The sequence below is a fragment of the Micromonospora sp. NPDC049836 genome (genome assembly GCF_044465125.1).
Lineage (GTDB): Bacteria > Actinomycetota > Actinomycetes > Mycobacteriales > Micromonosporaceae > Micromonospora.
The window spans coordinates 116,066-140,083 of record NZ_JBITLH010000001.1; the positions used below are offsets into that span (position 1 = coordinate 116,066).

At 74.5% G+C, this 24,018-nt stretch carries 24 protein-coding genes; 10 read left to right on the forward strand and 14 right to left on the reverse strand.

Annotated elements, in window-relative coordinates:
* Window positions 1–3: 3 nt before the first annotated feature.
* The gene (locus ACIBPB_RS00540) at window positions 4–1,209 is read right to left on the reverse strand and encodes a phosphotransferase family protein (protein WP_396837530.1); all 1,206 of its coding nucleotides are present in this window, start codon (window positions 1,207–1,209) and stop codon (window positions 4–6) included.
* A 168-nt stretch (window positions 1,210–1,377) separates the two neighbouring features.
* On the opposite strand from ACIBPB_RS00540, the gene ACIBPB_RS00545 reads away from it, so the two are divergent.
* Window positions 1,378–1,785 carry a YciI family protein gene (locus tag ACIBPB_RS00545; protein WP_396837531.1) on the forward strand — a complete coding sequence of 136 codons (408 nt, stop codon included), beginning with the start codon at window positions 1,378–1,380 and terminating at the stop codon, window positions 1,783–1,785.
* A 5-nt stretch (window positions 1,786–1,790) separates the two neighbouring features.
* On the forward strand, window positions 1,791–2,936 hold the full coding sequence (locus ACIBPB_RS00550) for an RNA polymerase sigma factor (protein ID WP_396838144.1): 1,146 nt from the start codon (window positions 1,791–1,793) through the stop codon (window positions 2,934–2,936).
* Window positions 2,937–2,959: 23 nt separating this feature from the next.
* On the opposite strand, the gene ACIBPB_RS00555 is transcribed toward ACIBPB_RS00550, so the two are convergent.
* Window positions 2,960–4,132 (reverse strand): hypothetical protein, encoded by a 1,173-nt coding sequence (locus ACIBPB_RS00555; protein WP_396837532.1) that lies wholly within the window; start codon window positions 4,130–4,132, stop codon window positions 2,960–2,962.
* Window positions 4,133–4,389: 257 nt separating this feature from the next.
* On the opposite strand from ACIBPB_RS00555, the gene ACIBPB_RS00560 reads away from it, so the two are divergent.
* Entirely contained in the window at window positions 4,390–5,931 is a 1,542-nt protein-coding gene (locus ACIBPB_RS00560) for a gluconokinase (protein ID WP_396837533.1), read from the forward strand.
* 64 nt (window positions 5,932–5,995) lie between these two features.
* On the opposite strand, the gene ACIBPB_RS00565 is transcribed toward ACIBPB_RS00560, so the two are convergent.
* The 5 genes from ACIBPB_RS00565 to ACIBPB_RS00585 all read right to left on the reverse strand — a co-directional run bounded on the left by ACIBPB_RS00565 (window position 5,996) and on the right by ACIBPB_RS00585 (window position 10,970).
* Window positions 5,996–6,412 (reverse strand): hypothetical protein, encoded by a 417-nt coding sequence (locus ACIBPB_RS00565; protein ID WP_396837534.1) that lies wholly within the window; start codon window positions 6,410–6,412, stop codon window positions 5,996–5,998.
* Window positions 6,413–6,534: 122 nt separating this feature from the next.
* Window positions 6,535–7,293 (reverse strand): MerR family transcriptional regulator, encoded by a 759-nt coding sequence (locus ACIBPB_RS00570; RefSeq protein WP_396837535.1) that lies wholly within the window; start codon window positions 7,291–7,293, stop codon window positions 6,535–6,537.
* A 151-nt stretch (window positions 7,294–7,444) separates the two neighbouring features.
* Window positions 7,445–8,077: a hypothetical protein gene (locus ACIBPB_RS00575; RefSeq protein WP_396837536.1), complete on the reverse strand. Its 633-nt coding sequence runs from the start codon at window positions 8,075–8,077 to the stop codon at window positions 7,445–7,447.
* A gap of 129 nt (window positions 8,078–8,206) precedes the next feature.
* A complete protein-coding gene (locus ACIBPB_RS00580) occupies window positions 8,207–10,498 on the reverse strand; it encodes a putative bifunctional diguanylate cyclase/phosphodiesterase (protein WP_396837537.1) in 2,292 nt (763 codons plus the stop codon).
* Between the two features lie 118 nt (window positions 10,499–10,616).
* Entirely contained in the window at window positions 10,617–10,970 is a 354-nt protein-coding gene (locus tag ACIBPB_RS00585; protein WP_396837538.1) for a hypothetical protein, read from the reverse strand.
* Window positions 10,971–10,973: 3 nt separating this feature from the next.
* Here ACIBPB_RS00585 and ACIBPB_RS00590 point away from each other — a divergent pair, with 3 nt between their 5' ends.
* Entirely contained in the window at window positions 10,974–11,927 is a 954-nt protein-coding gene (locus ACIBPB_RS00590) for a S41 family peptidase (protein ID WP_396837539.1), read from the forward strand.
* 44 nt (window positions 11,928–11,971) lie between these two features.
* On the opposite strand, the gene ACIBPB_RS00595 is transcribed toward ACIBPB_RS00590, so the two are convergent.
* From ACIBPB_RS00595 to ACIBPB_RS00605, 3 genes are all read right to left on the reverse strand, one after another.
* A complete protein-coding gene (locus ACIBPB_RS00595; protein WP_396837540.1) occupies window positions 11,972–13,486 on the reverse strand; it encodes a hypothetical protein in 1,515 nt (504 codons plus the stop codon).
* Entirely contained in the window at window positions 13,483–14,562 is a 1,080-nt protein-coding gene (locus ACIBPB_RS00600; protein WP_396837541.1) for a hypothetical protein, read from the reverse strand. Before ACIBPB_RS00600 ends, ACIBPB_RS00595 begins: the two co-directional genes overlap by 4 nt.
* Before the next feature lie 335 nt (window positions 14,563–14,897).
* Entirely contained in the window at window positions 14,898–15,131 is a 234-nt protein-coding gene (locus ACIBPB_RS00605; RefSeq protein WP_357315369.1) for a zinc-ribbon domain-containing protein, read from the reverse strand.
* 148 nt (window positions 15,132–15,279) lie between these two features.
* Between ACIBPB_RS00605 and ACIBPB_RS00610 the strand changes: the two genes are divergently transcribed.
* From ACIBPB_RS00610 to ACIBPB_RS00625, 4 genes are all read left to right on the forward strand, one after another.
* On the forward strand, window positions 15,280–15,684 hold the full coding sequence (locus ACIBPB_RS00610) for a hypothetical protein (RefSeq protein ID WP_396837542.1): 405 nt from the start codon (window positions 15,280–15,282) through the stop codon (window positions 15,682–15,684).
* Complete coding sequence (locus ACIBPB_RS00615; protein WP_396837543.1) at window positions 15,605–17,164, forward strand: hypothetical protein; 1,560 nt, start codon at window positions 15,605–15,607, stop codon at window positions 17,162–17,164. Before ACIBPB_RS00610 ends, ACIBPB_RS00615 begins: the two co-directional genes overlap by 80 nt.
* Before the next feature lie 108 nt (window positions 17,165–17,272).
* Complete coding sequence (locus ACIBPB_RS00620) at window positions 17,273–17,602, forward strand: YciI family protein (RefSeq protein WP_046567865.1); 330 nt, start codon at window positions 17,273–17,275, stop codon at window positions 17,600–17,602.
* Entirely contained in the window at window positions 17,599–18,810 is a 1,212-nt protein-coding gene (locus ACIBPB_RS00625) for an RNA polymerase sigma factor (protein ID WP_396838145.1), read from the forward strand. Before ACIBPB_RS00620 ends, ACIBPB_RS00625 begins: the two co-directional genes overlap by 4 nt.
* A gap of 50 nt (window positions 18,811–18,860) precedes the next feature.
* Here the strand turns inward: ACIBPB_RS00625 and ACIBPB_RS00630 are convergent, their stop codons facing one another.
* From ACIBPB_RS00630 to ACIBPB_RS00645, 4 genes are all read right to left on the reverse strand, one after another.
* Window positions 18,861–19,712 (reverse strand): SRPBCC family protein, encoded by an 852-nt coding sequence (locus ACIBPB_RS00630; protein ID WP_396837544.1) that lies wholly within the window; start codon window positions 19,710–19,712, stop codon window positions 18,861–18,863.
* Window positions 19,705–20,262, reverse strand: coding sequence for a helix-turn-helix domain-containing protein (locus tag ACIBPB_RS00635; RefSeq protein WP_396837545.1), 558 nt, complete (start codon window positions 20,260–20,262; stop codon window positions 19,705–19,707). The genes ACIBPB_RS00630 and ACIBPB_RS00635 overlap by 8 nt, the downstream gene beginning before the upstream one ends.
* 94 nt (window positions 20,263–20,356) lie before the next feature.
* On the reverse strand, window positions 20,357–21,700 hold the full coding sequence (locus ACIBPB_RS00640) for a class I SAM-dependent methyltransferase (protein WP_396837546.1): 1,344 nt from the start codon (window positions 21,698–21,700) through the stop codon (window positions 20,357–20,359).
* Window positions 21,697–23,082 (reverse strand): FAD-binding oxidoreductase, encoded by a 1,386-nt coding sequence (locus ACIBPB_RS00645; protein ID WP_396837547.1) that lies wholly within the window; start codon window positions 23,080–23,082, stop codon window positions 21,697–21,699. Before ACIBPB_RS00645 ends, ACIBPB_RS00640 begins: the two co-directional genes overlap by 4 nt.
* A gap of 93 nt (window positions 23,083–23,175) precedes the next feature.
* Here ACIBPB_RS00645 and ACIBPB_RS00650 point away from each other — a divergent pair, with 93 nt between their 5' ends.
* Window positions 23,176–23,646, forward strand: a complete 471-nt coding sequence (locus tag ACIBPB_RS00650) for an aminoacyl-tRNA deacylase (RefSeq protein ID WP_396837548.1) — start codon at window positions 23,176–23,178, stop codon at window positions 23,644–23,646.
* A 40-nt stretch (window positions 23,647–23,686) separates the two neighbouring features.
* Window positions 23,687–23,971, forward strand: coding sequence for a DUF427 domain-containing protein (locus ACIBPB_RS00655; protein ID WP_396837549.1), 285 nt, complete (start codon window positions 23,687–23,689; stop codon window positions 23,969–23,971).
* Window positions 23,972–24,018 lie beyond the last annotated feature (47 nt).

Genomic DNA, 24,018 nt, shown 5'->3' on the forward strand with positions numbered 1-24,018 from the left:
CCGTCACGCCGCGGCGGCCGCCTGCTTCAGGCAGGCCGGCACGTCGTTGCGGTGGTAGGGGTGTTCGGTGGGCTCGATGCCGGCGAGGAACATCGCGTACACGGCGGCCATCCGCAGCGGGGCGACCGGGCGGAGCAGCTCGACGGCCCGGTGCGGGTCGCTGCCGGGCACGTCGGCCTGCCAGCGGGCGGCCCAGGCGGCGCGCAGCGGCGCGGCGGTGGCCTCGTCGAGGGTGTCGGTGAGCCGCAGGATGTCGAAGGCGGGGTGCCCGACGAAGGCGTCCCCCCAGTCGATCAGGGTGCGCCGCCGGCCGTCGCCGCGCACGTTGCCGGGGTGCAGGTCGCCGTGGACGAGGGTGTCGGGCAGGCCGCAGTCGGCCAGCCCGGCGAGCCGGTCGTCGAGTCCGGCGAGCAGGTCGGCCGCGTCCGCGACGTCGTACGGGGCGAGCCGGTCCCGGATCCAGCCGGCCAGCGCCGGACCGCGCAGATCAGGTACGCCGGCGGCGAGCAGCGCCGGAACGTCGCCGGCGGCGCGGCGCTGGACGGTGTGCTGGTCGGCGGCGATGGCGGCCCGCTCGGCCGGGTCGGCGGCGTAGCGGTCCTCGCCCGGCACGTGGTCGAGCAGGAGCCGGCCGGTGCCGTCGGCGGCCAGCAGGGTCGGGGCGAGGTCGGGCGCGGCGCCGGCGAGCCAGCGCAGCACGGCGGCCTCGTGCCCGAAGAACGGCGGCGCCTGCTTGAGCCAGGCGCTGCCCGCGGCGCCGTGCAGCTGCCAGATGGCGGAGAGGTTCCAGGTGCGGTGCTGCTGGACGGCGGTGACCGGGCGGCCGAGCCGGTCCAGTTCGGCGGTTGCCCAGGCGAGGCTGCGGGCCGGGCCGCCGGGCTCGGCCCAGGGGGCGCGCAGCGGGTGCGGCGCGAGGCGCCCGGGCACCGGCGACGAGCCGCCGTGGTCCGCGCCCCCGGGCACCGGCGCCAGCGGCAGCGCCGGCGGGGCGGACACCTCGGCCAGGTAGGTGAGGTGGCCGCCGGGCGGTTCCGGGCGGTCGGCGGCGAGCAGCCGCAGCACCGCGACGTCGACGCCGTACCGGTGGCGGGCCCCGTCGACGATCGCGCCGACCTGCTGCCACCACGGCTCCGGCACGTCGAACGGGGGCAGGGCGCCCAGCGGCCGGCCGGCGGGGTCGACCAGGACCAGGGTCACGGTACGGGACACGGGCGGACCCTAACGTCGCCGCCGGCCGGCCGCGAGCGGTTATCGGTCCGGCCGGGTGGGCGGAAAATCGTCGGGAAAAATCCTGGGCCGGATGTCGAGAACCGCCCGGCGGCTCCGTCCCCGCAGTGCACACGGCGACAATGGCCGTACCGCACAGAGGAGCACACGATGGCCAAGTACCTGCTGCTGAAGCACTACCGGGGCGCGCCCGCGCCGGTCAACAACGTGCCGATGGACCAGTGGACGCCGGAGGAGATCTCGGCCCACATGCAGTACATGGCGGACTTCGCCGCCCGGCTGGAGGGCACCGGGGAGTTCGTCGACGGGCAGGCGCTCTCCCCGGAGGGCACGTTCGTCCGCTACGACGGCGAGGGGCGCCCGCCGGTCACCGACGGCCCGTTCGCGGAGACCAAGGACCTGATCGCCGGCTGGATGGTGATCGACGTCGACTCCTACGAGCGGGCGGTGGAGCTGGCCGGCGAGCTGTCCGCGGCGCCGGGCGCCGGGGGCAAGCCGATCCACGAGTGGCTCGAGGTGCGGCCGTTCCTGACCGAGCCGCCGACCATCACGGAGTGAGCACGGTGGACGAGGCCCTGCTGCGGACCCTCACCCCCACCGTGATCGGGATCCTCGTCCGCCGCGGAGTCGACTTCGCGGCGGCCGAGGATGCCGTGCAGGACGCCCTGGTCGAGGCGGTGCGGGTGTGGCCGGACGAGGTGCCGCGCGACCCCAAGGGCTGGCTGGTCGCGGTGGCCTGGCGCAAGTTCCTCGACGCCGCTCGCGCCGACACCTCCCGGCGGCGGCGCGAGGTGCTCGTCGACGCCGAGCCCCCGCCCGGCCCCGGCGAGGCGGTCGACGACACGCTCCAGCTGTACTTCCTGTGCGCGCACCCGTCGCTGACCCCGGCCTCGGCGGTCGCGCTGACGCTGCGCGCGGTCGGCGGCCTGACCACGCGGCAGATCGCCCGCGCCTACCTGGTGCCGGAGGCGACCATGGCCCAGCGGATCAGCCGGGCCAAGCGGACCGTCTCGGGCGTCCGGTTCGGCCAGCCCGGTGACCTGGCCACCGTGCTGCGCGTGCTCTACCTGGTCTTCAACGAGGGCTATTCGGGCGACGTCGACCTCGCCGCCGAGGCGATCCGGCTCACCCGCCAACTGGCGGCCATGACCCGGGACGAGGAGGTGGCGGGCCTGCTCGCGCTCATGCTGCTGCACCACGCGCGGCGGCCGGCCCGGACCGGCCCCGACGGCGCCCTGGTGCCCCTCGCCGAGCAGAACCGCGGCCGGTGGGACACCCGCCTGATCGCCGAGGGCGTCGACGTGCTCCAGGCCGCCCTGGCCCGGGACCGGTTGGGCGAGTTCCAGGCCCAGGCCGCCATCGCCGCGCTGCACGCCGACGCCCCGACGGCCGAGGAGACCGACTGGGTGCAGATCGTCGAGTGGTACGACGAACTGGTCCGGCTCACCGACAGCCCGGTGGCCCGCCTCAACCGGGCCGTCGCGATCGGCGAGGCGGACGGCCCGCGGGCCGGGTTGGCCGCCCTGGCCGGGCTCGACCCCGCCCTGCCCCGGTACGCCGCCGTGGCCGCGTACCTGCACGAGCGGGACGGCGACCTGGTCACCGCGGCCCGGGGCTACGCCGAGGCCGCCCGGTCGGCGCCGTACCTGGCCGAACGGGACCACCTGACCCGGCAGGCGGCCCGGCTCAACGCCCGGCTGCGGGGTTGAGCGGCGGACGGCGGGCGGGCCCGTCAGGTCCAGAAGGTACGGCGGTAGCCGTCGTTTCGCGCGCAGGAGTCGCGCTGCCCGCCGCTGAGGCTGATCGAGCCGTCGCGGCACTGCACCAGCCAGCCGCGCCCGGACCAGAAGCCGGGCACGCAGTCGAACCAGTCGCACACGTCCCGGTCGGGCCGGCGGATCCGGTCGCCGCCGCAGAAGTCGTACCCGAACGGGTTGGCCGGTGCGCCGCAGCGGCGCTCGCCGCGCGGTTGCGGCGTGGCGTGCCGGGTGGTGGGGCCGGCCGGCCGGGTGGGCCGGGCGCGACGGGGTGTCGGCGTGCTGGCGGTCTCGTTCCGCACGGCGGGGGCGACCGGTGGCGGCGCGGGGGTGGCGCTGGTCGCCGGGGTGGCCGCGGCGGCCATCTCCGAGCCGGGCCGCACCGGCGGGTCGGACTCGAAGAGCATGGCCGGCACGACCAGGGCGAGGGCGATGCCGACCGCGACGGTCCGCCGGCCGCCGGGGAGCACGGCCGAGACGCGGGCCTGGGCCGGGGTGAGCACGGCGGGGCGGACCGGTTGGATCGCGGTGTGTTCCTCGATCAGCGCGTCGAGCTGGGCGATGACGGCGGCCCGCTGCTCGATCGCGTCGGCGAAGGCCAGGGTCAGCTTGAACCGGAAGTCGGCGACCGCGCCGGTGGGCAGCAGCAGCCCGGAGGTGCGCCGCCGGTCGAGGACCTGGATCAGCGTCACCGGGGCGGCCGGGTCGTGGGACAGCCCGGTCATCCGCCCGTACGCCCAGTCGCGGCGGCCCCGCCCGCCGAGCAGCACGAGCCGGCGGTTGGTGAGCACGGCCAGCCCGGCGTCGACGACCTTGACCCCTTCGGGGCGGCGGGGGCGCAGCACCGGCGGGTCGGGGTCGACGACCAGTTCGGGGGCGGGCAGCACGGCGGTGTGCCGGACCTCGACGAGTTGCGCGGCGGGCAGGGTCCAGAAGACCACCTCGCCGGGGGCCAGCTCCATCGGCAGTCCGGCGCCCGCCTCGGCCGAGCCGTGGAAGGACCCGGCGAGGGTACGCAGCCGGCGCAGCTCTTCGTCGCGCTGCCGCCAGGCCTCGTCGGCCGCGCGGAACGTCCGCTGCCGCCGTTCGTTCTGCCGGTGCGCCCACCGGTAGCGCCATGTGGAACCCGTCGAATCAGTCATCGCCACGCCGACTCCTCCGTCGCGCGAGCCCACCAATCGGGGTGTCATTCACGTAACGGCGGCAGAGGGCCAACAAGACACGCAAAAGTCGCCAATCTGACCGATCGGCTGATTGACCCGCACGTTAGGCCGAACCGGAACCGACCGCCGATGGTCGGCGCCGGGGCGGTGATCGCGGCCGGCCCGCATCACCATGCGGCTGGATGCCGGCGTCGGTAACGTCATCCGGACGGGCAACCCTGGCCTGACGAGGAGGTGGTCCGGTGGGCGGGACGGCCGTCGTGCTGGGCGTGGACATCGGCACCACCAGCACCAAGGCCGTCGCGTACGACACCGGCGGCCGCCAGCTCGCCGCCCACTCGATCGGCTACCCGCTCGACGAGCCGCAGCCCGGCTACGCCCAGCAGGACCCGCAACTGATCGTCGACGCGGTGGTCGGCGCGATCCGGGCGGTGGTCGAGCAGCTCCCGATGCCGGTGGCCGGGCTCTGTTTCAGCACCGCCATGCACAGCCTGATCGGGCTGGACGCCGACGGCACCCCGCTCACCCCCTCGGTCACCTGGGCCGACTCCCGGGCCAGCGCGCAGGCCGAGCGGCTGCGCGCGGTCCCGTCCGGGCTGGCCCTGCACCGGCGTACCGGCACCCCGATCCACCCGATGGCGCCGCTGCCCAAGCTGGTCTGGTTCGCCGAGCAGGAGCCGAAGCTGCACGAGCGGGTCGCATACTGGGTCGGCATCAAGGACTACGTGCTGCTGCGGCTGACCGGCACGCTGGTCACCGACCACTCGGTCGCCTCGGCCACCGGGCTGCTGGACATCCACCGGCTGACCTGGGACGCCGAGGCCCTCCGCATCGCCGGCATCACCGCGGAGCGGCTGCCCCGGCTCGTACCCACCACCCACGTGCTGCCCGGGCTCAGCGCGCCGGTCGCGCGGGCCACCGGCCTGCCCGCCGGCACCCCGGTCGTGCTGGGCGCCGGCGACGGGCCGCTGGCCAACCTGGGGCTCGGCGCGGTGCGTCCCGGCGTGGTGGCCTGCTCCATCGGCACCAGCGGCGCCATGCGGGTGATGGTGGAACGCCCCGGCGTCGACCCGCTCGGTGGCGTCTTCTGCTACGCCCTGACCGAGGACCGCTGGGTGGTCGGCGGCGCGATCAACAACGGCGGCATCGTGTTGCAGTGGGCCGGCGAGGCGCTCGCCCCGGAACTCGGCGAGCACACCGAGGAGGAACTGCTCGACCTGGCCGCCCGGGCGCCCGTCGGCTCGGGCGGGCTGATCATGCTGCCGTACCTGCTCAGCGAGCGGGCACCGCACTGGAGCGCGCTGCCGCGCGGCGCGTACGTGGGGCTGGCCCACGGCCACCGCCGCGAGCACCTGGTGCGGGCCGCCCTGGAGGGGGTCTGCCAGCAGCTCGCGCTGGTCCTGGCCTCGGTGCGCGCCGCCGGCAACGAGGTACGCGAGATCCGGGCCAGCGGTGGCTTCGCCCGCAGCCCGCTGTGGCGGCAGATCCTCGCCGACGCCCTCGGCCTGCCGGTGCGTTTCCCGGCCGGGCACGAGGGATCGAGCTTCGGCGCGGCGCTGCTCGGCATGCAGGCCCTTGGCCTGATCGAGTCGATCGAGGTCGCCGCCGACCTGGTGCGGATCGACGAGACGGTACGCCCCGACCCGGCCGCCGCCGCCACCTACGCGGCCCTGCTGCCGCTCTTCTCCGAGCTGTACGACGCGCTCGTGCCGACGTTCGCCTCGCTGCGGCGGCTGGCACCCGGCCTGCCGGCGGAACCGCCGCCCACCGCCCCTCCCTCCTGACCGGCGCGGCGACTCGGACGGCGACCGGACCGGTTTGCGGCCGGTCCCGGTCGAGGCCGGGAGATCAGCCGGTCTCGAACCGGCCGCTCTCGCCCACCCGCCAGCGCACCTCCCCGGCGGGCGGCCGCGCCAGGGCACGGCGCACGAACTCGGCGTCACCCAGCCGGAACCCGGGCGGGACCGCGAAGTGCAGGATGCCCGCACTGGTCGTGACCCGCAGGCCGAGGCGGGTCAACAACTCCTCGGCGGCCGCCCGGGTGTCCGGCGTCGGCACCACGTACGCGGCACCGTTGTCGTCCTCGCAGCAACTGCGGGTCTCGCACACCGCCCACAGGTGCACGATCAGGCCGGCCAGTCCCCGGTCGACGCACGCCTCCCGGCCGTGCGCCCGGACGTGCACCTGCGGATGCCGCGCCGCCACCAGACCGCCGTTGACCTCCCGACACGCGGGACACAACGGGTACGGCCCGAGCACCACCATGTCGCCTCCTCCGGCAGGTCCGGACCGTCACGGTAGCGCCCGCCGCCGGCGGGCATCGGCCCACAACCGCCTCAGCTGGCCAGGAGGCGACCTCAGCACCGCTTACCGGTCGGCCCGGCCGGTCAGGCCCGGTCGATCGCGTTGGCGTGGATCGCCTCGCTCAGGTACCCGGCCAGCCCCGGCCGGATCTGCTCGAAGTACGCGGTGAACCGCGGGTCGGCCAGGTACATGTCGGCCAGCCCGGTGTGCAGCTCGTACGAGCAGTCGTAGAACCACCGGCTGATGAGCTGCCGGTGCTCCTCGGCCAGCGCCCTGGCCTCCGGGCCGTCGGCCGGGGCGCCGGAGTCCATCAGCGCGGTGATCCGCCGCCCCCACTCCTCGTTCTCGGCCTTGTGGCGCAGCCAGTCCTCCTTCGAGTACCGGGCCGCCCGCTCGGTCGACTGCCGGTACGCGTCGGTGCCGCCCCAGCGCCGCTCCGCCTCCTCCGCGTGGTCGGCCGGGTCGACGTCTCCGAACACCTCGAACCGCTCCTCCGGGGTGAGCTGAATGTCCAACTTTCTCGCCTCCATCGCGAGCTCGATCGCCGCGACCATGTCCCGCAACTTCCCGATCCGGCCGGTCAGCAGCTCGTGCTGGCGGCGCAGGTGCGGCAGCGGGTCGCCACCCGGGTCGTCGAGGATCACGGCGATCTCCTCCAGCGGGAACCCCAGCTCCCGGTAGGCCCGGATGAGCTGCAACCGCTCCAGGTCGGCGTCGTCGTAGCGCCGGTAGCCGGCCGGCGTCCGCCCGCTCGGCGACAGCAGCCCGATCTCGTCGTAGTGGTGCAGGGTCCGCACCGTCACCCGGGCGGCCCGGGCCACCTGACCCACCGTGTATGCCATGGTTCCCTCCCTTCCGCGACCAAGGCTCCCGCCTCCCGCTGCGTGAGGGTCAAGCCCGATTGTCCGGCCCGCCGCCGCCGGGCGGGCCACAACGGCGACCGCCCCCGGCCGCGAGGGGGAAGGCGGCCGGGGGCGGTCGGAGCGGACCAGGTCAGGTGGTGACCCGCTCCCGCTCCGGGGCGGCGAACGTCTCGCTGGACGGGGTGCGGAAGGCGTGCACCAGGCCGGCGATCGACAGCAGCAGGAGCAGCGCGGCACCGAGGTACATGGCCAGGGCGCCCTGCCCGGCCTTCCGGCCGAACTCGCTGAACCCGTACGAGGTGAGCAGCAGGCCGCGCAGCGTCTCGCCCTTGAACACGGTCTCCCGCTGGGCGGTCACGTCGGCGAGCTGCTTCTGCAGGTCGGCCAGGTTGGCGGCGTTGGTCTGCTCGGCCTGGGCCACCTGCTCACGCAGCGCCGTCTGCGGCTCGCCCAGGTCGGCGTAGGTCTTGCCGCCGGCGATGGACTTCAGGTGCAGGCCGATGTACTCGTTGGCGTAGCACTCGGCCTGTTTGCCGGTGGTGAGCTGCTGGCCGGCGTACTCGCGCAGGCAGTCGGACTTCTTCTCCTCGTCGCTCAGCTTGTCCGCCGGGGTGAAGCTGACGTGCTGGGCGGCGAGCTGGTCGTGCACGTAGGAGTTGGCGAAGTTGGCGTTCGTGGTGAGGACGATGCCCACGACGAGCAGCAGAACCGCGAGGCCCAGCCCGCCGATGCTGAACAGCAGATCCAGTGTCCGTCGCTTCATGTCAGCTCCTGTATCGATGAGAGATCTTTTCGGTTTCGACCATGCAATCATGGCCGCCGGGACTCCGCCGGGAGCAGGGCCGAACCCCCTGTCCCGACCGGGACCTTGGACCCGCCCGACCCGGGCCGGTCAGCGGGCCACGTCGAGCGGGGTGAGCGCCGCCAGCAGGTCGGGCAGGTTGGCCGGGCGGCCGTAGCGCCAGCCCTGCCCGTGCAGGCAACCGATCGCGGCCACGGCCGCGTGCTGGGCGCCGGTCTCCACGCCCTCGGCCACCACCGCCAGGTCGAACGCCCCGGCCAGCCGGTTGACCATCTCCACCGTGGCGTACGCCCGGACGTCGTCGGCGTCGAGCCGGGCCACGAAGGACCGGTCGATCTTCAGCTCGGTGGCCGGGATCCGGTGCAGGTAGCTCAGCGAGGAGTAGCCGGTGCCGAAGTCGTCGATGGCGATCCGCACGCCGAGCTCGCGGAGCTGGGCGAGGCGTTCCAGCACCGACTCGCTCTGCTCGATCAGGGCGGACTCGGTGAGTTCCAGGGTCAGCGCGCGCGGGGGCAGTCCGGCCGCGCCGACCGCACCGGCGACCGTGGCGATCAGGTCGGGATGGCGCAGGTGGGCGGCGGCGATGTTCACCGCGACGCTGACCTCGGGGGCGTACGGCCGCCAGGTCGCCGCGGCCTCGCACGCCTGCCGGATCACCCACCGGTCGATGGCCAGGATCAGCCCGGTCTCCTCGGCCAGCGGCAGGAACGCCGCCGGGGCGAGCACCCCGAGCCGGGGATGCCGCCAGCGGACCAGCGCCTCGGCGCTGCGCACCGCGCCGGTGGCCAGGTCGACGATCGGTTGGAACTCCACGAGCAGCTGTCCCTCGTCGACGGCCCGGCGCAGGTCGGCGATCAGCTCGGCCCGGGACACCGCCGACTCGCGCAGCTCCGCCGTGCAGCTGCGGTACGCGGACTTGCCGGCCGCCTTGGCCGCGTACATGGCGATGTCGGCGTCGCGGAGCAGGTCGGTGTGGGAGGTGTGCTGCGGGCCGTACTCGGCGATGCCGATGCTGGCCGACGGGTGCACGCCGAGGTCCTCCTCGCCGGGCAGCGGCTCGAGGGCGGCGAGCAGCCGCGCGGCGAGCCGCTCGGGCGACACCGGCCGGTCCCGGTCGAGCAGCACCGCGAACTCGTCACCGCCGAGCCGGGCGATCATCCCGTCGCCGCGCACCGCGTCGCCCATCCGCTCCGCGATGGTGGCCAGCAGCCGGTCACCGGCGGCGTGCCCGAAGCGGTCGTTGACCTGCTTGAATCCGTCCAGGTCGAGCAGCAGCACGGCGACCGGGCCGCCGGCGCGCAGCGCGCGGCGCAGCCGCCGGGTGAAGGTGAGCCGGTTGGGCAGGCCGGTGAGCTGGTCGGAGTAGGCGAGCCGGCGCAGCCGGGCGACCAGCCGCAAATTCTCGTTGGCGGCCAGCCCCTGCCGGACGGCCAGCACCCCGAGCAGCGTCATCATGCCCACGAAGATCAGGTGCGGGGTCTGCCCGCTGGGCCGGCGGGACAGCACCACGGCGACGATCGCCCCGCCCACCGGCAGGTACGGCAGGGCCACCCGCCACCACGGCGGCAGCGGCGACTCGCGCTCCTCCTCGCCGTCCCCGCCTCCCGGCGGCCGGCTCCCGGTCGCCGCGCCGATCAGCAGGTAGCTCAGCGGCCAGCAGACGTCGATCAGGTGGCCCGGCGCGTAGCTGCCGTGCGCGACCAGGGAGACGTAGACGGCGTCGGCGGCGGCCCGGGTGGCGAGGCTGGCCCCGATCAGGGAGAGCGCCGGCCACATCGGCCGGGCCGGCCCGGCCACCGCCACCAGGATGGTGAGCTGCATCAGATCGAACATCGGGTAGAGCAGCCCGAAGGTGCGCAGCGGGTCGGCCAGGTCGGCGGCGGCGAGGTCGCGGAACACCACCACCCAGCCGATCGGGATGAGGGCCAGCGCCACGATCACCCCGTCGAGCAGGGTGCGGGCCTGCCCGACCAGGCTGCGCGGGGCGGCCAGGGAGCAGAGCAGCGCGGCGGTGCCGGTGATGATGCCGGTGGTGAAGAGCGCGCCGACCAGGGCGGTGTGCGGCAGCGTGGTGCCGCCGAGCCGCTCCACCGTCCACACCGTCCGGCCGAGCGCGGCGAGCACCATGGTGGCGGCCAGCAGCCCCCAGAACCAGCGCAGCGCGAGCGGGTGCCGGCGGGCCACCCGGATGCAGCACACCGCCGCCCAGGCCGCCACGACCAGCGCGCCGAGGTCGCTGACCAGGGCGGCGCCGGGCAGGCCGGCGAGCAGCCAGCAGGCTTCCCCGAGTACGACGAACGCGGCCGCGACGAGCCCGACGCGGCCGGAGAGCGGGGAACGGACCCGCGCCGTGGCGGCCGGGTTCACGTCCTGCTGGAGCACAACGATTCGTTCCGGCTCTCTCTGACGCGCACCCTCGACGATGAGGACCGGTTGCGGACGGCGAACGGGGCAAGCCTAGTCAGCGCCCGGGGGCGCCGCCAGATCCGATCGGTCGGCGTCACTCGGCCGGCGGTTGGTCGTCCCGCCGGTAGAGCGCCACCAGGATGCCGTGCCGGGGCTGGTCCGGGCCGGCCTCCTCGGCCTGGTCGACGAGCTCGTCGAGGGTCGCGCGCAGCCGGCCCGCCTGCTCCGGGGTGAGCCGCAGGTGGCGCAGGTGCAGCAGCGGGTCGGGGTCGACGGTCAACTCCTCGGCGACGGCGCCGAGCAGCGCGGCGGTGGCGCCCGGGTCGCCGGTGCCGGGGGCCAGCCGCCGGAAGGTGCGCTCGTGGTACTGCTCGGTGCCGCCGCGCACCTGCCGGGTGTGGGCGACCCGGACCATCCCGGCCTCGGCCAGCACAAACGGACGGGACACCACATGCGACAGGACGAGATCACCGGGATCGTGGAACGCTCGGCGAAGCTGGTCGCCGAGCACTACGTCTTCCCCGAGGTCGCCGAGCGGATCGCGGCACACCTGGGCGACCAGCTACGCGCCGGCCGGTACGCCGACGGCACCGACCCGGCGACGCTCGGCGCGCTGGTCACCGCCGACCTCCAGTCGGCCAACCGCGACCTGCACCTGCGACTCAAGCACCACCGGGAGCCGCTGGCCGAGGTCGACGAAGGCCCCGCCGACGAGCAGTTCGCCCGCCTCGCCGAGACCACCATGGGCGGCATCGCCCGGGTGGAACGGCTGGCCGGCAACGTCGGAGTGCTGGACATCCGCCCCTACCTCTTCCCGCCGGGGCTGGCCGGCGAGGCGGTGACGGCGGCGCTGGGGCTGCTCGCCGGCACCGACGCGCTCCTGCTCGACCTGCGCGGCAACCGGGGCGGCAGCCCGGACATGGTGGCCCTGGTCTGCGGCTGGTTCTTCGCCGAGCCGGTGCACCTGCACACCATGTACGACCGGGCCGGCACCGGCCGGCAGTACTGGAGCGCCGCCCACCTGCCGGTCCCCCGGTACGCCCCGGACAAGCCGGTACACGTCCTCACCGGCCCGCAGACCTTCTCCGCCGGCGAAGATCTGGCGTACAACCTCCAGCAGCTCGACCGGGCCACGGTGGTCGGCGAGCGCACCCGGGGCGGGGCGCACCCCCGGGTCGGCTTCCGCACCCACCCGCACCTGGAGCTCACCGTGCCGGTGGCCCGCTCGGTGCATGCGGTCAGCGGCACCAACTGGGAGGGCGTCGGGGTGGTCCCGGCGGTCGATGCGCCGGCCGAGCGGGCGTTCGAGGTGGCGTACCGGAGAACACTGGAGGCCCTGCTGGCGGCGGACCCGCACCGGTCGACGGCGGACGAGGCGCGCGCGGCCCTGGCCACCCTGGACTGAGCCACGGGCGAGCCGGCCCGCCCCCGGTCATCCCAGCGGGGAACTCAGGCCCACTCCTCGGCCGGGTCGCCGTCGGCGACCGGGGCCGCGTCGACCGCCCCGGCCGGCGGGCCGCCGTGCGTCCACGGGGTCTCCTCGGTGGCCGGGAACGCGCCGGCCGGCAGGAAGGCGTCCGACAGGGTGGTCAGGCAGAGCCGCTCCCCCACCTCCGGCACGCTGCCCGGCGGCGCGGTCAGCCCGCGTCCCATCCCGCCGGAGAGCTCCAGCACCACCTCGGTCTTGCCGTCCGCGCCCGGGGTCACGAAGACCACCTTCGACTTCTGCGCCGGCCGGGCCGGCGAGTACAGCGTCGCGCCCACCGGCACGAGCACCGGCTCGGTGGTGACCACCTGGATGCGCGGCCTCAACACGGGTCGCCTGCCGCTGTCGTCCACCCGGGCCGGGTCGGCCAGCGTCACCTCGCCGACGAACGCCTCCCCGGTCAGCCGGTGCTCGGCCATCACCAGCGGGTCGTCGTAGGCGCGCTGCACCGCGTACGAGGCGGCGGCGCGTTCCAGCCGGTGCAGCCGCACCGCCGCGGCCACCGCGCCGTCGCGGCGCGGCTGCGGCCCGCCCCCGGCGTCGACGTGCTCGGCGTACCCGGTGAAGGCGTCCCGGTCGCCGTCCCACCGGCCCGCCACCCGCGCCCCGGGCGGCAGCGCGCGCAGCAACCCCACGCCGCGCCACATCAGCTCCCAGGTGGGCATGAGCTGGTCGCGCAGCAGCCCGGCCAGCTCCGCGTACGCCCCAGCGCGGGCCACCGGGTCGTCGGCCGCGGCCGCGTACCCGGCGATCGCCGGGGCGAGGTGGCGGTTGTCGAAGTCCGGATCGGTGGCCGGGCCGGCCGGCGGGCAGACGGTCGGGTCCTCGGCCCGGGCCGCCGCCTCCGCACCGGTCGAGCCGGGCGGCGGGTCGATCCAGCCGAGCAGCGCCGGCAGGTGCAGGTCCTCCACCGCGCTCTGCCCGGTGGCCCAGTGCAGGGTCAGCGCCTCGGTGAGCGCCACCAGCGCGGCCGAGCCGGGCTGCTCGGCGCGCTCGGCGAAGAAGGTCAGCCAGCGCCCGAGCAGCGGCACCGACGGGTGCACCGGGTGGTCGCCGTCCGGCCGCCGGAACCGGGTGGAGCGGCCGAACAGGCGCAGGAAGGTGATCCCGGCCGGGTTCGGCACCAGCAGTTGCGGCGCGTCCACGTACCGGTGCCGCACGTCCCGGCCCCGGTCCACCGGCACCGCCTCGGTGGCGTCCCGGAACGAGTCCAGGTACGGCAGCACCTCCTCGGCCAGCTCCGCGGCGAACCGGTAGCGCTGGTCGCGGTTGCGCGGCTGCGGCACGACCAGCAGCCGCGGCCGGTCGGGGGCGGTGCCGACCACCGCCGCCAGCGGGGCGTTCGCCTCACCGGCCATCGCCAGCGGCACCAGCACCAGCGGGCGCGGCGACAGGTGCAGGTGCCGCACGGTGGCCACCGGCTGGGCCGCCCCGGCGGCGAGCGCCTGCGCCTGCGCCAGGGCGCGCAGCGTACTCATCGGGGGTTCCCGGCGAGGGCCTCGGCGCGCAGGCGCGCGGCGGCCCGCAGCAGCGCGGCGGCCTCCGCCTGCCCGGGTTCCGGGGTCCGCTCGCCGGCGGCCAGCGCCAGCACCTCGCCGACCTCGGCGACGCCGCCCAGCGCCTCGCGCACCGACCGGCCCAGCGCCGCGGTCTGGTCGCGTGCCTCGCGCCGGCAGAAGTACGCCAGCTCGCAGGAGGCCAGGCACTCCGGCGCGTAGCGGGCCGGTACGTCGGCCAGCGCGGCGGTGAGGGTCGCCGGGTCGGCGGTGACGTCGGCGGTGAAGCCGGCCGGCACGGTGGCGAGCAGGTCGTCGAGGCGGTCCATCCGGTCGAGCTGGCGGCGCAGCACCAGCAGCTGCCGGCGGACGTCCAGCAGGCTGGCCACCGGCCGGTTGGTGAAGTCGCGCGGGCAGACCAGCACCACCTCGTGGGAGACCAGCTCCGGGTCCCGCCCGCCGGCGGCGAGCAGCTCGCGCAGCGCCAGCACGTAGACGGCGGACTGGATGGCCGCGGCGGAGACCTTGGCCGGGTCGGCCTGGCCGTCGATCACCGGGAAGGACTTGATCTCGACGACGTGGAACCGGCCGGCGAGCCGGGCGGCCACCAGGTCCGGTTCGAGGTGCACCCGCCGGCCGGCCACGTCGAGGCCGAGCAGCGGGTGGTCGAAGAGCGCGGCCTCCTCGCCCGCCGCGGTCAGCGCGGCCCGGGACCGCTCCGGCCGGTCCTCGTCACCGCCCAGGTCCGTCCAGCTCGCCGCCGCCGGCACCGGTACGCCCAGCCGCTCCGCGACCAGCCGCAGCAGCTCGACCCCGCCGCCGGCCTTGACCTGCGCCTCGAACGCGTTGCCCCGGGTGATCGCGAAGCGGGACTGGCCGAACCGCGTCGGGAAGCCGATCCGCTCGGCCAGCCTGGGCTTGTCCACCCCGGCGCCGTCCAGCACCGCGCGCCGGGTGCAGCCCGGGTTGCCGGTCAGCGCGGCGACGGTCCGGGCGTTGTGCCGCCGGGGCGGCAGGCCGCCCCGGATCTCGGCCAGGCGGTGCGCGATGTCCGTCATGATCCGCCAGGATAGGCGCTCCCCGCCGGTCCGGCCGCCAGCGCGCCGCCCCGCCGGTGCCCGGCCGGGTCCGGTCGGATCCGCCCGCCGACGGCGGGCGGGCCAGCGACCGCTCCGACGGAGGGCGAGTCGGCGGACCCGCGCCGGCGGAGGGCGGGTCAGCGGCCGGCGGAGCGGTTCCAGGGCGAGCGCGGCGACTCGGCGCCCGCCGACGGCCGGCTGCGGCGCCGGTGCCGGCGGCCGGGCGTGCACGGCGGGCGGGGCACGGTGTGCACCGGCGGGGGCGCGGCGACCGGCGGACGGCCGATCAGCCAGCGGAGGAGGCGGGCCACGCGTCAGCCGACCGGGAGGCGCTCGGCCTCGGCCCGCGGCACGTCGAACTCGGCGCCGCAGAAGGTGCACTGCTTCGTCCAGCGGGTGCGCACCGGGATCAGCGGGACGAAGAAGAGGCTGAATTTCGTGGCCCGCCGGGTGATGACCTGGGCGGCCTGGTTGCCGCAGTTGCGGCAGACCTCGGTGACGACGCCGGATCGGACGACCCTGGTCCGGAGCCCGAAGATGAAGAACATCGCCCGGCATTACCCCGTCGGCGGACCTTTTGCACCTGCCGCACCCCCGCACCTCGGCCCCGGAATTGCGATCTTGTGGCGCCGGTGGCGCTTGACCCACGAAGTACGCTGGGCAGCGATCCAGCGCAGGAGCCGACAAGGGGCGCTCGTGGGCGATGCACTGACCGAGAAGGTCCACATCCAGATCACCGCTGGCGGCGAGGACTTCGCCACGGCGGAACGTCTCCTCGCTCATCTCGATCTGCCCGGCGTGACCTGCCACGAGGCCGATCCGCACAACACCGCGATGAGCAGCTCGCTGCTGCACTCGGTGGTGCTCGTCGTCTCCTCCGCCGGCGGGCTCAAGGTGGTGCGCGACATCGTCGTGACCTATCTGGAGCAGCGCCGGGCCACCGTCGAGGTCCGCACCACCCGGGCCGGCACGACGGTCACGTTCGAGGGCCCGCTCAGCAGCCAGAAAGAGATGAAGCGGCTTGTCGAACTCCTCGCGCCTGCAGAGCCACCGCAACGAGGCGAGTCCCAGCCTGTTCCACAGCAGCCTGGGGTCGCTTAATCCGCTCGGCCTCGCGATCGAGTTGGCCCGCGTTCCCGGTGCGGACGACGACTACGAATCGATCGTGTCGCTGCTCGGGGCGCTCCTGCACGAGCGGCATCACTGGCTGCAACAGATCGGCACGGTGGCCGGGCTGTTCACCAGCCTCCTGCTGGAGACGCAAGCGGGGCTGATCGCCGGCAACCTGCCGGTCCAGGAGCTGACCGTCGACGACCTGCCGCTGTGCGACGGTCGGTTCCGCGACAGCCCGGCCGTGATCGGGTGGGAGCGGGTGGAGGCGTCCAGGAGAATGTTCGCCGGCTGCCGGAAGGGTGACTTCACGGCTCTCGCCGACAACGGGCGGCCGCCGGCCTTCCTTCTTCTCGCCGACCTGCAACGACCGGTCGTCACCCAGGTCTGTCGGGGCGATCCGGACCACTCGCTGCTGCGGACGTGGGCCGACCTGCAACCGATCGACGAGGTTCCGGTCATCCTCGATCACCGGGGGTGGCTCGTCGGCACCCGGCATCTCATGGAGTGCGCCGCCCGCATCTCCGAGGTGTTCAAGATCGGCAGCGACCTCAACCGGGCCGGTCGTGGCCCGTTCAACTTCACACCGCTCCTGTCCGGCATCTACGGGGTCGCCCACGACCTGTTCTACGACGGCGGCAAGCCGGTGTCGGTGGCGAGCGAGATCGGCCTGGCGGCCCTGTGCGACATGGCGTTGAACGGGCCGTACCCGCCCCTGGCCCCGACCGCCGGGACGTTCGTGAGGCGGGGTTGGAGCCCTGGCGCCTCGTTCGCCCTGCTGGTGCGACTCACCGAAGGGTTCCGGTTCGACGTCGAGCTGGATCCGTTCGACCCGGCCGCGGTCCGGCAGTTCCTCACCGAGTTGACGGCGCACGTCGGGTACCCGCCGCACGACACCGTCTCGGACCTGATGGGGTCGGTCATCGGGGAGCAGGACCCCGACGTCGTGGCCACCGAGATCTTCCGGCTGGAGGAGGACCGGCTGCCCGAGCCGACCATGAACGGTGCCCGGATCCGTTACCTCTTCTCGATCGCCGCCCGGGCGTTCGAGATCCGGCGGGAGGCGCCGGAGCTGTTCGTCTTCCCGTTCGCCCAGTACGGCGCCGACCGGAAAGCCTTCCGGGCCCACTTCGACCGCTTGCAGCCACCGCTGCTGGCCCACGGCGAGCAGGGCCTGGCGCCCACCCGCCCCATTCCGGGCTGGCTGGAGTTCTTCCTCGCCAGCAGCGTCGAGTACGAGCTGACCCGCCGCATGGTCATGTCAACGGCGCCGGAGATCGCCCAGGTCCTGGCCGGCTACGCCCGCTCGATCGGCGGGACGGAGCACGGCCTTGCGGTCATCATCGCCCAGCTGCGCTCCATCTTCCGCGGCGGGCCGCTCGGCGACGAACTTGTCAGACTGGTCGAGGCCGCCGTGTCCGCGAGCCCGTGGACGCCGATGCCACCCATCCTCAGGGACTCCTCCGCGTAGTCCGTCGAGGCGGGCCGGGCGCTCGGAAAAAATCTGGGCACCGGCTGTCCGGATCGGGGTCCCCCGTTCGTCAGGCTGGGTGCAAGCACAACCTGGAGGAGTGAACCGATGAAGTACATGATGCTCGTCTGCACCGACACCGAGCCCGACAAGGACCCGAGCGCGGCCCCCGACATCGAGCAGTGGGTGGCCGAGCGGGACGCCAACGGGCAGCGGGTGACCGGCAGCCGGTTCGCGCCCCCGTCGGCGGCCACCACGGTCCGGGTCCGGGACGGGGAGTTGCTGCTCACCGACGGCCCGTTCGCCGAGACCCAGGAGGTCATCGTCGGCTTCGACCTGCTGGAGTGCGCCGACCTGGACGAGGCGATCGAGGTGGTCCGCGCCCACCCGATGGCGTACGCGGGCCGGATCGAGCTGCGCCCGCTGGTGGAGGACTGAGCCGGGTGACCGACGCGGCCGGGGCGGTCGCCGACGCGGGTGCCGAGGCGTACCCGCGGATCGTGGCCGCCCTGATCCGCGTCACCGGCGACTGGACCCTCGCCGAGGACTGCGCACAGGAGGCGTTGGCCGCCGCGCTGGAGCGGTGGCCCCGCGACGGCGTACCGGGGAATCCGGGCGGCTGGCTGATGACGGCCGCCCGGAACCGGGCCGTGGACGTGCTGCGCCGGGCCGCCGTGGAACGGCGCAAGCTGCGCGAGCTGGCGCTGCTCACCGATCCGGAGCCGGCGCCGCGGGAGGGGGACGTGGTGGACGACCGGTTGCGGCTCATCTTCACCTGCTGCCACCCGGCGCTGGCGCTGGAGGCCCGGGTGGCCCTGACCCTGCGCACCGTGGCCGGCGTGCCCACCGCCGAGATCGCCCGGGCCTTCCTGGTCAGCGAGTCGACCATGACCCGCCGGCTCACCCGGGCGAAGACGAGGATCGCGGCGGCCGGCGTCCCGTACCGGGTGCCGACCGGGCCCGCGCTGGTCGAGCGGCTGCCGGGCGTGCTGGCCGTGCTCTACCTGCTCTTCACCCGGGGGTACGACGCCAGCGGCGAGCCCGCGTTCGCCACCGAGGCGGTCCGGCTGGCGCGGCTGCTGCACACGCTCCTGCCGGACCAGCCGGAGCCGGCCGGGCTGCTCGCCCTGTTCCTGCTGCACCACTCCCGCCGGGCCGCCCGCCGGGACGCCGACGGCGACCTGCTCACCCTCGACCAGCAGGACCGCTCCCGCTGGAACCGGGCCGAGATCGCCGAGGGCGTCGCGCTGCTGGACCGCGCCGGCACCGGCCCGTACGCCCTCCAGGCCCGGATCGCCGCCGGCCACGCCACCGCCCCGACCGCCGCCGACACCGACTGGCCGGCCATCGCCGGCTGGTACGACGAGTTGGTCCAGCGCACGCCCACCCCGGTCGTCCGGCTGAACCGGGCGGTGGCGCACGGCTTCGCGTACGGCCCGGAGCGCGGGCTGGAGTTGCTGGCCGAGGCGCGGGCCGGCGGTGCGCTGGACGGCTACCCGGCGGCGGTGGCCGCGGAGGCCGAGTTGACCGCGCGGCTGGGCGACCTGCGCCGGGCCGCGGCACTGCTCCGGGCGGCGGCCGACGCGGTCCGCTCGGAGCCCGAGCGGCGGGCGCTGCTCCGCCGGGCCGCCGAAGCCGGGGGTTAGCCGACCCGTCCCCGCCGTCGACGTCGGCGGCAGGGACGGGAACGGCCGGGTCAGGCGCTGGTCGGCAGCTCCGCGGAGACCCAGATCGGCTGCCAGTCGGCCAGCTCGTTGAAGCGCCGCAGCTCGAACAGGCCGGCCACGTTGCCGCACCAGGCCGGGTACGGGGGGTTGGTCTCGTCGAAGCCGCTCTGCACCATGGTCAGCTTCGTCTTCCCCGCCGACTCGGCGAGCTCCCAGGTGCTGACCCCGACCGGTCCCCAGTCCACCGAGATGGTGCGGCCGGGGTCCAGGTCGACCACCTTGGCCGCGTAGCCGGTCTCGAAGCCGCCCATGGCGTACCGGCCGCCGACCCAGGGCTCGATCCCGATCGGGTAGCCGAACCAGGCGCTGGCCTGCTCCGAGTCGGTCAGCGAGGTCCAGACCCGGTCCAGCGGGGCGTCGATGGTCAGCTCGGCGCGCAGGTCGGCGGAGGTGAAGTCGGTGCGCGGCAGCAGCGGCTCGCCCGCCACGTGGGCGGCGAGGTTGGCGATCGAGAGGGCCCAGAAGGTCTGCAGCACGCCCCGGATGCTGCTGCCGCTCATCGCCTCGGCCATGTCGAAGTGACTCTGCCGCAGGGTGAGCAGGGTGCCCGCCCCCTCGGGCGCCAGCTCGAACTCGGTGGTCGTCTCCACCCCGTCGAGGGTCCAGGCGAAGCGCAGGGTGCGCTCGTCGGCGTGCAGCAGCCGCTGGTGCGGGGCGTCTCCCTCGGGGGTGTAGCGGCCCCAGAACTCGTACCGGTGCGGCAGCTCGACCTCGGCCTGCTCGGCCAGCCAGACGCGCAGCTCGGCCGGGTCGGTCAGGGCGCGGCGCACGGCGTCCACGGGGGCGGCGAGACGGGCCCGGACGGTCAGCGGTTCACTCACGGTCGTCACCTTTCGGGTAGCAGGCCACGGCGAGTTTGAAGGCATCCCCCTCGGCGCCGCCGTAGCGCGTGAACAGGTCCTGCAGCGTCGACTGCAGGTCGCGCAGGAACTCCTGCCGGCGCTCGGCCGGCACTCTGATCTCGCCGGACACCCCGATCGAGGGCAGCTCCGGCTTGCTGCGGTCCAGCCCGGCGATGTCGGCCTGGACCTCCTCCACGAGGTCGAGCAGGTAGCCCAGGCTCAGCTCGTCGCGGATCCGGCGGTCACCGAGCCGCCCGACCAGGCGGGGCGAGAGCCAGTACGACCGGGCCACCGCCTGGTAGATGCCCTCGCTGATGCCGCGCACCTTGCGGGCCGAGACCTGCTCCACCAGGCCGGCCGCGACCAGCTGCTTGACGTGGTAGTAGACCCGCTGCGGCGTCTGGTCGAGCCGGGCGGCCACCTCGGTGCAGGTGCGCGGCTCGGCGAGCTGCCGCAGCACCTCGATGCGCTGCGGCTTGAGCAGGATCTCGGCCTGCTCGCGTGCTTCCAGGTACAGGACGTCTCTCATGGCAAAATCAGTTTGTACGTACAAAACTTCTTTGTCAATAGGCTCGACGAGAGGCCGCGCGGATCGCGCGGCCTCTCGGTCGTCGGTCAGCGGGTCAGGGCGTCCAGTCCGGGCGCAGCGGATAGCCGTTGACCGCCTGCGGCCCGTTGTGCGTGGCGACCACCTGGTGCAGCTGGATGTCGTTGCGCTCGAAGGCCAACCGGGAGCCGGCCATGTAGAGCCCCCAGACCCGGGCGGTGCCCGGCCCCACCTCGTCCACGCAGAAGTCCCAGTGCTCGACCAGGTTCCGGCACCAGCCGGCCAGGGTCAGCGCGTAGTGCTGGCGCAGGTTCTCCTCGTGGTGCACCTCCAGCCCGGCGTCATGGATCTCGCTGATCAGCCGGCCCGGCCCGGCCAGCTCGCCGTCCGGGAAGACGTACCGGTCGATGAACGCGCCCGAGCGGTGCGGGGCACGGTTGTTGGCCCGGGTGATGCAGTGGTTCATCAGCCGCCCGCCGGGCTTGAGCCGGCTGCGCAGCGCGCCGAAGTAGGCCGGGTAGTTGCGCACCCCGATGTGCTCGGTCAGCCCGATCGAGGAGATGGCGTCGAACTGCTCACGCGGGGCGTCCCGGTAGTCCAGGTGGCGCACCTCGGCCAGCTCACCGAGACCCTCCCGCTCGATGGCCGCCTGCGCCCACTCGGCCTGCGCCCTGGACAGGGTCACCCCGAGCGCCTTGACGCCGTACTCGCGGGCCGCGTGCCGGACCATGCCGCCCCAGCCGCAGCCGACGTCGAGCAGCCGCATCCCCGGCTTGAGCGCCAGCTTGCCGGCGACCAGGTCGTACTTGGCCCGCTGCGCCTCCTCCAGGGTGTCCTCCGGGCTGCGGAAGACCGCACAGGTGTACGTCATCGACGGGCCGAGCACCTTCTCGTAGAAGGCGTTCGACACGTCGTAGTGGTGCGAGATCGCGCTGCTGTCCCGGGTACGCGAGTGGCGCAGCCCGTTCATCACCCGCTTCCAGCGCGGCGCGGACTCCTGCGGCGGGGGCGGCGGCGGCAACAGCCGCTCCCAGCCCAGCCCCCGGACCAGGGAGAGCGCCTCGCCCACCGACGGCAGGCGCAGGTGCAGCTCGTCCTTGAGCACGGTGAGCGCCTCGTACGGATCGCCCGGATGGATGCCCTCCAGGCCCAGATCGCCGCTCACGTACGCCCGGGCCATGCCCAGGTCGCCGGGGGCGGTGAGCAGGTATGACAGGCCCCGCTCGGAATGGATCGCCAGGGTGATCCCGGCGTCGGCCGGGCCGACCGCGCTGCCGTCGTACCCGGTGATGCGGATGGGCAGGTCGCCCGTGGTGACCGCCCGGACCACGTCGGCCACGGTCGGTCCGCCGCGCCGGCCCCCCGCCGGAGGAGTCGCCGGGACGCCCGCCGCGCCCTTCTCTCGATCGATCAGACTCATTGTCGTGCTACCGCCTTCTCGTACAGTCCGGTCAGCCGGTGGTCCGGGTCGTAGCGGTCCTTCACGGCACGCCAGGTTTCCCCGCCGTAGAGCCGGTCGAACGCCGCCCGGTCGTAGTACGCGTCGGAGTAGAGCGACTTGTGCCCGCCCGCCTCCGACACCGCGTGCTCGATCTCCCGGTTGACGTCGCCGTCGGCGGCGCCCTCGGCGATCGGCACGCTCCCCCAGAAGCCGATGTTCACATAGGTTTCGCCCGGCTGGAGGGGATACAGCGGCCACGCCCGGGCGGATCCGGGCCCGGCCGGCTCGCGCAGCCGCAGGGGGCAGAGCCAGACCGGGGTCATCCGCACGTCCTGGGCGAACCAGCGCAGGAACTCCGCGGTGCGGTCGAGCGGGATCTCGACGTCCTGCACCACCCGCTCGCGGGCCGGGCGGCCCCGCCAGCGGTCGATCCGGGCAGCCACCTGGTGCCGGTGCTCCAGGCGGACCAGCCGGTGGTAGAAGTCGCTGCGCCGGTAGCGCTGCGGCCAGAGCCGGCGGACCACCGGGTGCTGCACCCCGAACGCCGCCGAGCACCAGAACCAGTCGGTGTCCCACCGCCAGATGTAGTCGTACGCGGTGAGCACGTCCCGGGTGCGCCGGCGCAGCGAGCGGTAGTAGATGTCCTGGCCGGTGTAGTCGCTGGGCGGGCCGGTCGCGTCGTCGGTGAAGGTGCCGAGCACCAGGTACGCCTCGCCGGGGCTGAACATCACCCCGTCCATGGCGTCGACCGGGTCGCCCTCCCAGGAGCCCTTGGCGACCACCTCGGCGATCGCGTCGGTCAGCTCCTCCAGCCGGCTGAACCGGATGTTGCGCAGCGCCACGTACCGGCGTACCGGTTGGAGTTCGATGCGCAGCCGGGTGGCGTAACCGAGGCTGCCCAGCGAATTGGGGAAGGCCCGGAACAACTCGGCGTGCTCGCCCACCGGCCGGGCGGTGACGATCTCCCCGGTCCCGGTGAGGATGTCCAGCTCGGACACGGACTCGTGGGGCAGGCCGTTGCGGAACGAGGTGGACTCGATGCCCAGCCCGGTCACCGCGCCGCCCAGGGTGATGGTGCGCAGCTGCGGCACCACCAGCGGCATGAGCCCGTGCGGCAGGGTCGCGTCGACCAGGTCCTCGTACGTGCACATGCCCTGCACGTCGGCGGTCCGGGCGGCCGGGTCGACCGAGAGGACCCCGGTCAGGCCGCTGACGTCCAGCCCGGGCACCTTCGGCGCGGATCTCGGTCGGAACAGGTTGGAGGTGCGTTTGGCCAGCCGTACGGGCTCCCCGGCGGGCACCGCGGCGTACGAGCGCCGCAGCGTGTCCACCGCCCGCTCATGATCACGGACAGCGTGCATGAGATCACCTTACGCCCGGGTACGACAATTCGTGGGATGACCACAGTGGCGGTTCCGGGTCAGCTGAACGGCTGGCGGGCTACCGTGGCGACCATGCCGTCCCCCGCTCTCGCCGCCCTGGACGCCGCCGACCTGCCGTACCGGGTGATCCGGCACGGCCCGGTCGGCAGCCTCGCCGAGGCGGCCCGGGCGCGCGGCGTCCCGGTGCCGGACGTGGTCAAGACCATCGTGGTGCGCCGCGGCCCGGACGACCACCTGTTCGTGCTCACCCCCGGCGACCGGGTCATCTCCTGGCCCAAGCTGCGCGCCCTGCTCGGGGTGAGCCGGCTCTCCATGCCGGACGCGGCCGCGGCGAAGGCGGCCACCGGCTACGCGCGCGGCACCATCACCCCGTTCGGCGCGACCACCGCCTGGCCGGTGATCGCCGACGAGCGGCTGCGCGGCCGCGAGATCACCCTCGGTGCGGGCGAGCACGGGGCCGCCGTGGCGGTCGACGCGGACGCCGCCCTCACCGCCCTCGCCGCGACCGTGGCCGACGTCACCGACCCGGAACCCGAACGCTGACCGGTGGTCGCCAGCCCGCCGTCGGGCATAGCGTGGAGCCATGCCGAAAGCCGTCTGGAACGACCTGGTCATCGCGGAAAGTGACGACACCGTGCTGGTCGAGGGCAACCACTACTTCCCCCGCACGGCGCTGCGGGACGACGTGATCCGCGACTCCGCCACCCACACGGTCTGCCCGTGGAAGGGCACCGCCTCCTACTACAGCCTGGAGCACGCGGGGCGGACCAGCGAGGACGCGGTCTGGTACTACCCGGACCCGAAGCCGGAGGCGGAACTGGTCCGTGACCGGGTGGCGTTCTGGAAGGACGTCCGGGTGGTCGACTGAATCACCCCCCGGGCCCGGCGACTGGCCATCGAGCGTCGCGGTGGGTC